The organism is Enterocloster citroniae, assembly GCF_040545455.1.
GTDB classification, from domain to species: domain Bacteria; phylum Bacillota; class Clostridia; order Lachnospirales; family Lachnospiraceae; genus Enterocloster; species Enterocloster citroniae.
This window is the reverse complement of record NZ_JBEPLZ010000011.1, coordinates 16,568-29,704: the sequence shown is the minus strand read 5'-3', so window position 1 is coordinate 29,704 and position 13,137 is coordinate 16,568. Positions and strand designations below refer to the sequence as shown.

The window sequence follows — 13,137 nt, the reverse complement described above, 5'->3', positions numbered from 1 at the left end:
CCGCCGTATAAGAAAAGGAGGACCGGAATGACAAGATCAATGAGCAGGACAGGAAGGGTGATATTTTCTGCCCTCCTATTATTTGGTTCCATCTGCCTTTGTTCCGCTCTCTTTTTTCAGGCAGAATCCCGGGCGGAGACCTCCGGCCCCGTGGGGCTGATGGAAGGAGTAAGCGACAGCAAGGGCAATCCTGTCCTGTATCCGCCCACGGATATTGAATTCAGTACCTCAGACCAGGGGTTTAATTTTAGCGGAGGGATCCACTGGTCCCATGAGCAAAACGCATATTCCGACCAGTTCATGCACGATCCGGTGAATCACTGGGATTCTGCTTTTCAATACACCTACTTCAGCCTGGACACGGATGTCTCCTATTTCAGCGAAGTGGAGATGGATGGAAAAACAGAACGGATCGAGGGCGCTTCTATTGAGCCCATGGCCATCTCCTCCGTGGAGGCCGTGAACGGAGCTCCCACATCCGTATACCGGGCCAATCCCGATGCGGAGCCGGACCGCTGGTTCTCCCTGCTTCCTGACAAATACAAAGCCTATAAAGGGAAGGGAAAAACCATAAAAGTAACCCTGTATTTCCGCGTTCTGGATAAAGACGGGGTGGAACATACCATGCCTTTGGGCACCCACTTCTTCATGGACCGGCAGCCCGCCTATTACCAAGTCAACAGTGACGGATGGGGACACGAATACATGGTCCGGAAAGGAGACTGCCTTTCCAGCTTGGCAAACCTGTGGTACCACGACCCATCCCTTTGGCGGGAAATATATGAATGCAACCGTGATACCATTACAGACCCTGATGTGATCATTGCAGGGCAGATGATCCATATGCCGGAGCGGTTTGTGGTGAAATGATTTCTGCCCTGTATGAACATACGGGCCAGCGGTTCTCATCAACCGCTGGCCCGTATGTTCATTTCTTCTCTGTTTTTTATTCCCCCATGGCCATGCCATAGATCTCTATCATTTCTTCCTTGCCCAGTTCAACAATTCCTGACAATTTGCGCTGGCCCATATTGGTGCACTTTTCAGCCATCTCCTCAATACGGTCCCGCTCCACGCCCAGTTCCTTTAAGGTCACGGGCATGCCCAGGCTCTTGTAGAAATCCTCGGTGGCCTGTATTCCGGCCAGAGCCGTGTTCATGGGGTTTTCAAAATCCATGTCAATATTCCACACATTCACCCCATACCTGGCAAACCGGCTCACATCATGGGAACACACATATCTTGCCCAGGACGGCCACAGGGCAGAAAGGCCCGCGCCGTGGGCGATCTGCGGATACATGCCGGAAAGTTCATGCTCCATCTGATGCACCTGCATCAGAAAGCTTCTGCCCGCGCTGGTCAGTCCGTTGTGTGAAAGGCTTCCCGCCCACATAAGGGTCGCACGCGCCTCATAATTGTCCGGCTCCCTGTCCGCGATCCTTCCCGCCTCAATGGTGGACTTCAGGATTCCCTCCGCAATGCGGTCCGTAAGCATGGTGTCCCTGGTCCGGGTAAAGTACCGCTCCAGGGTGTGCATCGTAATATCCACCGTGCCGCAGCCGGTCTGATATCTGCTCACGCTGTACGTCAGCTCAGGGTTGCAAATGGAAAACAGGGGGCGGTGGGTAGGACTGTTAAAGCCTCTTTTAAATCCGTTTTCCTCATTAGTGATCACGCAGGACGCGCTCATCTCACTGCCGGAAGCCGAAAGGGTAAGGATGGTGCCCACAGGCAGCGCTGTACGTGGAACCGCCTCATGGCGGAAGTAGCTCCACACATCCACTCCCGGATTGCCTGCTCCGTCCGCAATACACTTGGCCGAATCGATCACGCTTCCGCCTCCCACTGCCAGCACAAAGTCCACATGTTCCTTAAGGCACAGTTCGATCCCCTGCCTTACCATGGATAACGTAGGGTTGGCCTGCACTCCGCCCAGGGTCACACAGCCGATCCCCTCAGCTTTAAGGGCGTCCAGGACCGCATCCAAAAGCCCTGTCTTTTTGGCACTGGCTCCGCCAAAATGCACCAATACCCTGTGAAAACCATATTCTTTTACAATTTTTCCCACTTGCAAATGGGTTTCCTTTCCAAATATCACCCGGGTGGGTATAAAAAACTCAAAATTTTCCATGATGATCCGTTCTCCTCTCCACATGTAAAATAGAACCTAATGGTATTCTATCACGAACCATCTCATGCTTCAAGTGCCGGGCCGCCAAGGGCCGGGCTCTGCTCTTATCCCTTAACAGCACCCATGGTAATGCCCTGGGTGAAATACTTCTGGAAGCAAAGGAACACAATAATGATAGGAACAGAAGCCAGGGCAGCTCCTGCCATAATAAGCCCAAAGTCATTGGACATCTCGCTCAGCTTGCTGGCAATACCCAGGGCAATGGTCTTGGACTCATTCTGGGTCAGCATGACCAGCTGCAGAGGATACTCGTTCCAGGAATTGATAAAGGTAAAGATCGCCAGGGCGCCGAATCCCGGTCTGATGATGGGGAACGCCACATTGATAAAGGTTGTCAGTTCACCGGCGCCGTCAATACGGGCAGCTTCCAGCAGGGAAACAGGGATATTTTCAGAAAACTGTTTCATCATGAACACGCCAAAGGGCCAGCCCACCACGGGACAGATCACTGCAAACATGGAGCCCCACACGGAGTGGATCAATCCCAGATCCGACATTTCCTTCATCAATGGAATAAGGATAACCTGTTTGGGAAGCGCCATGGCGCACACAAAAAGGCTGAATATCAGTCTTTTACCCCAGAAGCGTTTCTTTGCCAGGACATAGCCTGCCAGGGATGCGGTGATACAGGTAAGTATCATGGCTGTCGCCGAGATAAACACGCTGTTGAACAGCCACCGGATCGCCATGGGCATACCTATGCCAAACAGTTCTGTCTTGCTCTTAAACAGCCTTGCAAAGTTGTCCCAGGAAACAGTGGTGGGGATCCATTTGACCATCTCACCCGACTTGATGATGATATCGCTCTTTTCCTTTACAGATCCGGTGACGATCCAATAAAGGGGAAAGAGGAAAAATACAGCCAGGAACACAAGGATGATAACCGTGACCACATAATAAGGAGATAATATTTTCTTTTTGCCTGTCATATGTTTTGTCCTCCTATTCTGTTGTTCCGCCGTTCATGACCTTAAACTGCAGGGCGCTGAACAGGGCGATCACGATTGCCAGGACGACACCCATTGCATCGGCATAGCCAAACTCCTTGGTTGTCTTGAACGCAATCTCATATAATAGGTACATAACCGTGCTGGTGCTGTAATTAGGCCCGCCTGAAGTCAGCAGCTGGATCAGGGCAAAGCACTGGAAGCTGTTGATGGTAGTGATGACGGCAACATACAGCGTGGTGGGCATGATGGATGGCCACTTGATGCGCCAGAATACCTGGAAGCTGTTGGCGCCGTCAACCTTGGCAGCCTCCTCCAGGGAACTGTCCACATTGCCCAGGGCAGCTACATAGAGGACAATGGGCTGGCCAATGGAGGTAGTGAACAGGATCAGGATGATACACCACAAAGCCATGGATTCGCTGGCGGTCCAGGGAAGAGGCTGGCCCCCAAAACTCCTGATCACATAATTGAGAAGACCGTCATATTTGTCAAACATCCACTTCCAGACCACAACAACCGCTACCGAACCGGTGACTACCGGCAGGTAAAAGACGCAGCGGAAAAATGAACGGATACCGGAACGCATTCTGTAGATAGCGGAGCCTACCCATAGGGAGAATGCGGTAACGGCGGGAACTGAGACTGCCACAATGATCACGGTGTTGACAGCCGATTTCAGGAATATCTTATCCTTAAAAAGACGGATGTAATTCTCCAAACCCACGAACGTTCCTTTGGGATCCGCAAAGCTGGCGTTGGTAAAGCTGGTAATAACACCCATTGCCATAGGAGTGATGACAAATCCCACAAAGAAACACAATGCCGGAAGCAGGAACAGATATGAGACCATGGTCTCCCTGCGCTGAAGGACCATGCTGCGCGCCGGCGCCTTTTTCTTCCCGGGCCTTCTCTCCTTTTGCTTGGAAACAGTTGTTTTTTCCATATTCTTTCATTCCTCTCTAAAGATTGGTTCAAAATATCCGTTCTGAACGGATGCAGGAAACATCCCATCCAAACATGTTCTGAAAGCAGACTCCCTCCCCCCGCACCCGGCAGAGGAAGGGAGTCCATGGTATATTTCAGTTAGTTGCTGTTTGCAGATGCGTTAAACTCATCTGCTGCCGCCTGTGGGTCGGTACCGTTAAATACCTGCTGCAGCATGTTGAACCACAGAGGACGCATAGCGGCAAATCCGGCGCGTGTGTTGTAATAAGGGCCATAGTACTGGCTCCAGGAAGCCAGCATAGCTTTGTGCTCGTCTCCGGGATATAAATCGCCAAAGGAGGTGCGGACCGGGAATGCATTGGTCTTAACCACGCTCTTTGGTCCCCATTCAGGATCGTCACAGATAAATTTAATAAACTCTTTGGATGCGGCTGCGCGGGCATCTGACTTATTATCAAATACACAGAAACCGTTTACCAGGTATTCCAGAGAAGGCTTGCCGTCCTCAGATGGGAATGGCACTGCGATCTGGGTATAATCTTCAGATGCGTAGGTGATCTCTGCGGATGTGCCAAAGCAGAAGGTCATGGCGCAGGTCTCCTGCTGGAACTTCTGCAGTTCATCAGCAGCAGCCATATCAAATCCAGCGTCAATGGACTTGTTATCGTACATTTCCTTTAAAAGTGTAAGGGCCTTAACACCGTTTGCGTCAATGTTCCACGTTCCGTCAGAACCCACGATGGAAGAACCGTATAAGTTGTTCACCAGTGCGCGGGTGCCCTGGTCGCCGCCCTGTCCGCCGCAGTATACAATACCCGGAACCTGAGTGGGAGCTGCATCCCGAAGGGCTTCACACATCTTAACAAAGTTTTCCGTTGTCCAGGTACGGTCCCCTTCCAGGTTCACGTACTGAAGCGCATCTGCTTTCTCCAGCGCTTCCTTGTTCAGACCCATATAGAATGGAGAGGAAGAAATCGGATACATCCAGGCTGTGCCGTCCGCGCCCACGCAGGTTTCCACAAGTGACTGGCTGGTAAGGTCGCTCTTAAGGTCACCCAGTATATCATCCAGGGAAACCAGGTATCCCGCCTCGCCAAACTCAATGATACGGCCCGGGGCGTCAAAAAGGATATCAGGTGCAGTGCCTGAGGTAAGGGCTGCCGTCAGTTTATCCGGTCCGGATGTAAAGTCTATGTACTCAACCTTAACCTTTATGTCGGAATGAGCGGCGTTAAATGCGTCAACCACCTCCTGCTCATAACCGGTATCCACACCAAATGTGGGGAATGCCCACCAGGTGATCTCCGTCACTTCCGAAGCAGATCCTGCTGTTGTCTCAGCGTCCGCCCCCGCTGCGGTAGTCTGCGCTGCTGCAGGCGCTGCAGTGGTCTCTGCCGGTTTGCCTCCGCCACAGCCAGACAGGGCTCCAACCGCTAATGCTGTTGCCAAACCAAGAGATAAAACTTTTTTCATGATTTCTCCTCCTTGAAATATTTGATAAACTCATTATATATAAGAAAAATAATTTTGTCAATAAATTATAAAAAAAAATATTTTTTTCTATTTTATTCGACAGTTTTTCCACCTAGCAAAGTTTTTCCAGGACAGAGGCCGAAGTTTTTTCGTTATTTTTACTACAAACATCAAAATAACGCCTGTAATATTCTGAGTACATTAAGTCGATCAAAAACAGCTGGCTGATCTCCGCAGAGGTGGAGCCGCCCTGAAGCGGTCCCTCATTTGCCCCGCACAAAAGCACCAGGTCCGCGTAGGAGGTCAAAGGTGATTTTACAAATCTGGTAACGCAGATGATCTTCGCCCCTGCCTTTTTTGCCACCTCCGCCACATGAATGGTATCCTTGGTGGCGCCGGAATAGGAAAACAGGACCGCCACATCCTCCTTTTTCATCATGGACGCCACCATGGCCTGCATGTGGGAATCCTGCATACAATACACCTTGGGTTCGATGCGAAGGAACTTATTGGTTGCCTTAAGGGCGGTCAGAAGACTGGCGCCCACCCCGAAAAAGCAGATTCTGTCCGCCTGTCCAAGATAGTCGATGGCTTTCAGGAAATGCTCCGTATTCAGAAGGGAAAATGTCTCAGTCAGGGCATTGATATTAGTATTGAGCACCTTTTGCGACAGTTCCTCAAAAGAGTCCTCCAGGCTGATATTGCCGGCAAGCCGCTCCATGTCCTTGCCGTCCCCCTCGTGAAGGCTCAGGGACAACATCATCTTAAACTCCTGATACCCCTTCAGATTCATGGTCTTACAGAAACGGAACACACTGGTGTCCCCCACATCACAGGCCTCGGCCAGGTCCGTGATGGACATAAACAGCACATCCTTGGGATGCTGCAGGATATAATCCGCCACCTTCTTTTCCGCTTTTGTAAACTGATTATATACCGCCCTTACTTTTATCAAAAAGTCTCCTTGCATAGTAACCTCCTGTCTGTCTTAAATCTTCCGTCTTAAATCCTCTGTCTTAAATCCTGTCATAAAATAAATCCCTGCCTAGCGGATGGCGGACACAAACCTCTTTGTGATCTCCATGGGCCTGGTGATGGCTCCTCCGATAACCGCTGCCAGCACCCCTGCGTCCAGGGCGGCCTTTAACTGCTCCGGAAGCCAGATCCCGCCCTCTGCGATCACCGGTTTGCCGCAGTCTTTCACCAGGCGTTTCATCAGATCGATATTAGGCAGCTGTGCTCCCAGCGTATAACTGGTATATCCATTCATAGTGGTGCCGATCAGATCAAAGCCGATCTCCGCCGCACGGATCCCCTCCTCATAGTTTGAGCAGTCAGCCATAAACAGCTGGTCGGGGTATTTCTCCCGTACCTCAATGAAAAATTCTTCCAATGTCCGGCCATCCGGGCGCTGCCTGCAGGTCGCGTCTGTGGCAATGATCTCCACACCACAGGCGGCAAGGGCATCGATCTCCTTCATCGTTGGTGTGATGTATACGTCACAGTCTCCATATACTTCCTTGATGATTCCGATAATAGGGAGATCCACTGTCTTTTTTATTTCCTCAATATCCACAACCGTATTGGCCCGGATCCCAACCGCCCCGCCCAGCATGGCTGCATATGCCATCCGCGACATGATATAGGAACTGTAAAGCGGTTCCTCTTTTAATGCCTGGCAGGAAACAATCAGGCCTCCTTTGATTTGTTCCAGCACACTTTCACACATATTTGTTCTCCTCCTGCTTTTTTTTATGCATTTTTTCTATATTAACTCAACTATAGCATGTATAAAAAATTTTTTCAACATAAAATATAAACAAAAAAAAGTTTCTGCTTTTTATTGATTTTTTGTCTTCTCAATGGTATGATTCAACTATGATACCCTCGGTAGACAAGGGCACCAATGAATCTTTTATAAAAGGCGGGGAAATATTATGTCAAAGTATGATGTCAACAAATTCAAACAGGTCACCGTTGCTCTTAACACTCCCTTTCAGCCGGACGGCAGTGTGGATCTAAAGGCTGTCAGGGCCGTGGTCAATTATTTTTACAACAAGGGGATACGGCAGATGTACGTGTGCGGAAGTACGGGGGAAGGCTTTCTGCTGGATACGCAGGAGCGGATGGCGGTGACGGAAACCGTGTTGGAGGAAGCGGCCGGAAGGATGAACATCATTGTTCACGTGGGCTGCCCGGATACCAGGCATTCCGAAGAACTGGCAAGGCACGCAGAAAAAGCCGGCGCCAATGCCACCTCTGCTGTTCCATGTGTATACTACCGCATGGGCGAAGAAAGCGTGTTCCAGCACTGGACCAGGATCACAGAGGCAGCGGATCTCCCATTTTTCATCTATAACATCCCCCAGCTCACAGGCTTCAACCTTTCCATGGACCTGTTCAGGCGTATGCTGGAGAATGAAAAAGTAGCCGGCATCAAATGCTCTTCCGACCCGGCCCAGGACATCCTGCGCTTTAAGCTGGCCGGCGGAAAGGATTTCCTTGTATTCAACGGACCGGACGAGCAGTTTATCGCGGGCCGTCTCATGGGCGCTGACGCAGGGATCGGCGGCACCTACGGCGCCATGCCTGAATTATATTTAAAGATGGACGATCTGGTTAACCGGGGCGAATGGGAGAAGGCACAGATGGTACAGAACCTGGTGACGCCTCTGATCTACCGTCTCTGCTCCTTTGCATCCATGCACGGTGCTGTAAAGGGGATCATTTCCCTGGACGGCTGTCCCATGGGTGACCCACGGCTTCCATTCCTGCCCGTGGCCCTTGACGATCCACAGCTGGCGGCCCTGTACCATGACATCAGGCAGGCTGTTAAAGATACAAAGGACCTGTAGATCCAGGAGGCGCGCTGATGGAAAAAAGACATATTGTATGCTTCGGCGATTCCAACACCCACGGCTACCGCGCTTCGGATGACGGCCGCTATGATGAGCAGGAGCGCTGGACCTGCCTTTTGCAGAAACAGCTGGGGGATGATTATCTGATCATAGAGGAAGGGCTGTCCGGACGGACCACCTGCTTTTCAGACCCCATCCACGAGGGGCTGTCCGGCCTGGACTACATCTATCCCTGTCTCATGAGCCACGAGCCGGTGGACCTGCTGGTCATCATGCTGGGGACCAATGATACAAAGGAGCGTTTCGGCGCCTCCGCCGCGTGCATTGCCCTGGGCCTAAAGCGCCTGATTGCCAAGGCTGCTTCCACTTTTGACGCCTGGAGAACAGGCAGGGCCAACATCCTGGTGGTCACGCCCAAGTCCATTGACAAGCGCTATGAGGCCACACAGGTTGGCAAGACCATGGGTATGGGCTGCGCTGAGAAATCAGAAGGCCTGGCCCAAGAATTTGAAGGGATCGCATCCCAGATGGGGTGCCATTATCTGGACGCCAATACCGTGGTAACGGAACAGAACCATTATGACTTTATGCATCTGACAAAAGAGGGGCATCAGGAACTGGCTGATGCATTGGCGGAAGTGATATCTTCCTTATTTAACTCACAATAAGAAATGAAATAAAGAGGCAAACCACACGATAGCCCCAAGGCACAAACTCTTCTGTGCTTTGGGGCCATCGCGCGGTTTACCTCTTTTTTATCTTATCTTTCTTTTTTCCAATCTTCCAGCATTCCAATCAGCTGCCTTTTCTTCCCTTACTGGCAATTCTCATTAATAAATGCCTTTACCTCATCCTGTCCCTTGCCGATGGCGCTCTTAACTTCAATGGAGCCATCCGCGATTCCGGCCTTTGCTTCCTCTAACTTCGCTTTGCCCTCATCGGACAGTGCTCCGTTTAACTGGTCGCCTTCCACAATGCCTACAGCGCCGTCAGACAGTCCAAGGACCTCATACTCTCCATATGGCAGAGTGCCGTTGTCCAGGTATTCCCCGATCACGTTGTAAACAGCATTGCCCACTTCCTTCACAACAGAGGTCAGGAACTTCTCCTGGATCGCCTTGTCATCCTCATAAAGCTGGGACTGGTCGCTGTCCACACCGATCACGAACTTCTGGGCCTCCTCCGCCGCATTGTGGACGCCGTTGCCGGATCCGCCTGCACACGCAAAGATCACGTCCGCACCTGCATCGTTGTACTGGGTCATGGCCTGGGTCTTGGCTGTGTCGGGATCATTCCATGCGCCTACATAGTTGTATACGATCTTGATGTCAGGGTTGTAGTACTGGGCGCCCTGGATATAACCCCACAGGAATTCCTGGATGACCAGGGACTCGTCCATGCCGCCGATAAAGCCGATCACATTGGTGGGATCCATGCCCTCTGCGCCGTTGGCTGCAACATCAGCCGCAGCAATACCGCCCAGGAACGCTGCCTGGCTTGTGGCAAAGTCCACGCCGTATGCATTGTTGTTCTCACACTGGTCGATCACATCCTCACTGATAATGGTAAAGGCAATGTCAGGATACTCATTGGCAACCTCCACCAGGTTGTCCTTAAAGTCGGAAGCAGTGATGATCAGGTCAGCACCTTTATCAGCGGCTTCATACATGGCCTGCAGGTTTGCCTGAAGGTCAGCCGTTGTCTCCACCACATGCACGTCCGCCCTGTCTGCGTAATCTGCCACGGCGCGGTCGCCGCCTGCTGCCATGCTGTCCCAGTAGGACAAGTCGCCCCTGTCGCGGATGAACACATATACCTGCTTTTTCTCGCCGCTGTCAGCTGCTTCACCTGCATCCTTACCCGCCTGTGCGCCGGCCTCTGCCTTTGGCTCATTGCCCTTGGCCGCCTCTGTGGTTTTGCCTCCGCCGCCACAGCCTGTGAGCATTGCGCCCGCCATTACGGCTGACATTGCCAGTGCTGCAATCCTTTTCCAGTTCTTCATCATTACTTGTCCTCCTTTTTCTGTTCTGCTTCTTTTTTACACATTTCATAAAGCTTTAAACGGTAGGAATCATCATACTCATCCCAGAGCGGCTGTACCTTGCTGGCCTCATCCAGGAAATAGAAGACGTCCCTTCCCATTGCCCTTCCCTTAATGGTATGCATGTCGATTGCATATTCCGGGATCTCAGGAACATATCCCGCCTCAAATTCCTTCATGATGATATTCTTGATATGGTCTGTTGAGCGCTCTTTCTGGCATCTGCACATATAGCGGATCGCATGCATGAAGAAAATAGGCCTGTCCCCGTCCATATATGGGTATTCCTTGTGAAGGTCGTACATGGTCTTTACAAAAACAGGCGCCTGGGTATCCCCAAAGCCCACATCCTCCACAGAGATCACCAACAGACGGTTCCACATTTTCTCCTCATGGAATGTGGATGTGATGTAAAGCTCATATGCCATGCGCAGGGCCGTTTCCTCCTCCGCCCTTCTGATGCACTTTTGCATTGCAGAGATGACCAGATCTGCCTCCAGACCATTTTTTGTTCTTGTGTTTGACCATGGATCATAATATTCCTGTGCCATTTTTTATTGTCCTCCTCTTTGTTATTGTGTATTCCCCAAGTCTCAGGAAACTATGAGAGTACACTGTTTATCATGCTGCCTGTTGGGAGCGTAATTGCTCCAGGCTTGCAAGCTTTTCTTTTCTGCGCGCTACCATTTTCCGGATGGACTGGATAATGACCAGCACCAGGATGATAAACAGATATGGGAACGCTTCAATGAGTTTCAGGTCGATCTTGCTGTAAAGCTGCAGGTAAACGGTGATGGTATCGGAAAATCCGTAAAGCAAAGAGCTTAAACACCCCACAATGGGATTGCCCTGGCTCATGGCATCCATTGCAAGGGACATGTAACCCCTGCCCGCCACCATTCCTGTTGTAAATGATTTAAGAGCGCCCATGGAAAGATACATGCCTCCAAAGGCACAGGATATCCCACAGATGGCAAGGGCTGCAAACTGGTGCTTTAGCACGCTGAGCCCAGCTGCCTTTGCCGCTGCCGGATTCTCTCCCACGGCCCGGATATTGATGCCCAGTTTTGTCTTATAGAGCATCCATGCGGTCACCGCCACGATCCCCCACGCTATGTAGGTCACAAGGTTTTGTCCGGAAAATATGGTTCCCAGGACCGGTATATCCTTTATGACCGGTATGTTCACAACAGGGAAGGTAAGGCTTTTCAGCGCGCTGGAGTTGGCCTTGCTGCCCGTGAGCATAACCAGCACAAACACGGTCCCGCCGGTTGCGATAAGGTTCACGGCAACGCCGCAGGCATTCATGGCCCCTTTCATGACCAGGGCAAAATAGCCGAATACAAACGAGATGAACACTCCCATGACCACGGCCGTCAGGCAGCCGACCCACAGGTTCTGCGTAAAGGCGCTGGCAATCACGCCTGTGAGCGCGCAGATCAGCATGGTTCCCTCAATGGCCAGGTTGAATATCCCTGATTTTGTCATCATATTAGCTGCAAGGGTTGCAAGCATAACCGGTGTTGTACTTGCCAGCACTGTTTTCCAGAATGTGGGTGATAAAAAGAACTCCATCATGCTGCTGCACCTCCTTCTTCTGCTTCTGCCTGTTTAAGGGACATCTTCTGGTCATGGCGCTGCTTCAAAAAGTACAGGAATCTCTGGGATGCAACCAGAAGGATGATGATCCCCTGTAAAAATGTCACGATCTCCGGATCCAGATCCGTTGACCTGGACATGATTTCCGCACCCACTCTCAGGTATGCGATAAAGAATGCAGTCAGTGGAATAAAGGTGGGGTTGCCGTTGGCAAGCATATAGATCAGAAGTCCGTCCCACACGTAAGCGGTCTGGGACTGCCACTGGAAACGCTTGTACACTCCCACGATCTCAATGGCCCCTCCCATGCCGGCAATGGCTCCGCCGATAAACTGGGCCATCAGGATCACAAACCCGGTCTTAATGCCTGAAGCCTTTGCAAAGGCCGGATTGCTTCCCGTCACCCGCACCTTGTATCCAAAGGAGGTCTTGTTCATCAGGAAGATCACAAACAGGGTCACCGCAATGACAATGACAAAACCGTAGTGCAGGGTGGTCCCCTTGATCATGGTCCCCAGCTTTGCGTGGTCCGGAAACTTGTAGCTTCCCCAGCTTCCGCTTTTCTCCAGGAAAAAGGAACTGATAATGGACAGCCCGAAATAATAGAAAATGGAATTGGCCATAATGGCCAGCACCACCGGGTTTACCTTGGTGTACTTATTTACAATGACAGGCAGCATGGAGATCACACCGCCCACCACGGCTGCCGCCAGGATCAGCGCCAGCTGGTGCAGGCCGTTTGGAAGGGGGCATGCAATGGCAATGGCGGTGGCAACAACTGCGCCCATGTAAAAGGATGCGTCTGAACTGATATTGAAAATACCGCTCTTTAAGCACAGGGTCAGCCCCAGACCGGTGAATACCAGAGGAATGGCCCTTACCACAACATTAAAGAAGCTTCTCTTGGTCTCCAGGGGTCCCAGCATCAGCTTTTGGATAGCCAGCCCAGGTGTCTGGCTGACAAAAAAGATGATGACAAAGACAAGGAGGATGGAGAGCAGCAGAGCTGCCGCGATCCGCATGACACTGAAATAATCCATGATATCAAATGGCTTTTTATTCTGATTCTTATTCTCCATG

The 13,137-nt window shown here is 51.2% G+C and carries 13 protein-coding genes; 3 read left to right on the top strand and 10 right to left on the bottom strand.

All coding sequences use genetic code 11. The annotated features are described in order from the left end of the window. Window positions 1–27: 27 nt before the first annotated feature. Window positions 28–870 carry a LysM peptidoglycan-binding domain-containing protein gene (locus tag ABID13_RS15635; protein ID WP_048929699.1) on the top strand — a complete coding sequence of 281 codons (843 nt, stop codon included), beginning with the start codon at window positions 28–30 and terminating at the stop codon, window positions 868–870. A gap of 76 nt (window positions 871–946) precedes the next feature. Here the strand turns inward: ABID13_RS15635 and ABID13_RS15630 are convergent, their stop codons facing one another. From ABID13_RS15630 to ABID13_RS15605, 6 genes are all read right to left on the bottom strand, one after another. After that, on the bottom strand, window positions 947–2,131 hold the full coding sequence (locus ABID13_RS15630) for an iron-containing alcohol dehydrogenase (protein ID WP_048929698.1): 1,185 nt from the start codon (window positions 2,129–2,131) through the stop codon (window positions 947–949). A 104-nt stretch (window positions 2,132–2,235) separates the two neighbouring features. Continuing rightward, entirely contained in the window at window positions 2,236–3,120 is an 885-nt protein-coding gene (locus tag ABID13_RS15625) for a carbohydrate ABC transporter permease (protein WP_045092769.1), read from the bottom strand. A gap of 13 nt (window positions 3,121–3,133) precedes the next feature. Then, a complete protein-coding gene (locus tag ABID13_RS15620) occupies window positions 3,134–4,084 on the bottom strand; it encodes a carbohydrate ABC transporter permease (RefSeq protein ID WP_048929697.1) in 951 nt (316 codons plus the stop codon). A gap of 140 nt (window positions 4,085–4,224) precedes the next feature. Then, window positions 4,225–5,559, bottom strand: coding sequence for an ABC transporter substrate-binding protein (locus ABID13_RS15615; RefSeq protein ID WP_007861319.1), 1,335 nt, complete (start codon window positions 5,557–5,559; stop codon window positions 4,225–4,227). Window positions 5,560–5,671: 112 nt separating this feature from the next. Continuing rightward, window positions 5,672–6,529, bottom strand: coding sequence for a MurR/RpiR family transcriptional regulator (locus ABID13_RS15610; RefSeq protein WP_007861328.1), 858 nt, complete (start codon window positions 6,527–6,529; stop codon window positions 5,672–5,674). Window positions 6,530–6,604: 75 nt separating this feature from the next. Next, window positions 6,605–7,288 (bottom strand): N-acetylmannosamine-6-phosphate 2-epimerase, encoded by a 684-nt coding sequence (locus ABID13_RS15605; protein ID WP_007861330.1) that lies wholly within the window; start codon window positions 7,286–7,288, stop codon window positions 6,605–6,607. Window positions 7,289–7,496: 208 nt separating this feature from the next. Here ABID13_RS15605 and ABID13_RS15600 point away from each other — a divergent pair, with 208 nt between their 5' ends. Next, complete coding sequence (locus ABID13_RS15600; RefSeq protein WP_048929696.1) at window positions 7,497–8,414, top strand: dihydrodipicolinate synthase family protein; 918 nt, start codon at window positions 7,497–7,499, stop codon at window positions 8,412–8,414. Window positions 8,415–8,431: 17 nt separating this feature from the next. Next, window positions 8,432–9,085, top strand: a complete 654-nt coding sequence (locus ABID13_RS15595) for a GDSL-type esterase/lipase family protein (protein WP_048929695.1) — start codon at window positions 8,432–8,434, stop codon at window positions 9,083–9,085. Between the two features lie 146 nt (window positions 9,086–9,231). Here the strand turns inward: ABID13_RS15595 and ABID13_RS15590 are convergent, their stop codons facing one another. The 4 genes from ABID13_RS15590 to ABID13_RS15575 all read right to left on the bottom strand — a co-directional run bounded on the left by ABID13_RS15590 (window position 9,232) and on the right by ABID13_RS15575 (window position 13,136). Next, window positions 9,232–10,422 (bottom strand): BMP family ABC transporter substrate-binding protein, encoded by a 1,191-nt coding sequence (locus ABID13_RS15590; protein ID WP_007861335.1) that lies wholly within the window; start codon window positions 10,420–10,422, stop codon window positions 9,232–9,234. After that, a complete protein-coding gene (locus tag ABID13_RS15585) occupies window positions 10,422–11,009 on the bottom strand; it encodes an AAA family ATPase (RefSeq protein WP_048929694.1) in 588 nt (195 codons plus the stop codon). The genes ABID13_RS15590 and ABID13_RS15585 overlap by 1 nt, the downstream gene beginning before the upstream one ends. A gap of 70 nt (window positions 11,010–11,079) precedes the next feature. Continuing rightward, window positions 11,080–12,036 (bottom strand): ABC transporter permease, encoded by a 957-nt coding sequence (locus tag ABID13_RS15580; RefSeq protein WP_007861337.1) that lies wholly within the window; start codon window positions 12,034–12,036, stop codon window positions 11,080–11,082. Further along, window positions 12,033–13,136, bottom strand: coding sequence for an ABC transporter permease (locus ABID13_RS15575; protein ID WP_007861338.1), 1,104 nt, complete (start codon window positions 13,134–13,136; stop codon window positions 12,033–12,035). The genes ABID13_RS15580 and ABID13_RS15575 overlap by 4 nt, the downstream gene beginning before the upstream one ends. Window position 13,137: the final 1 nt, after the last annotated feature.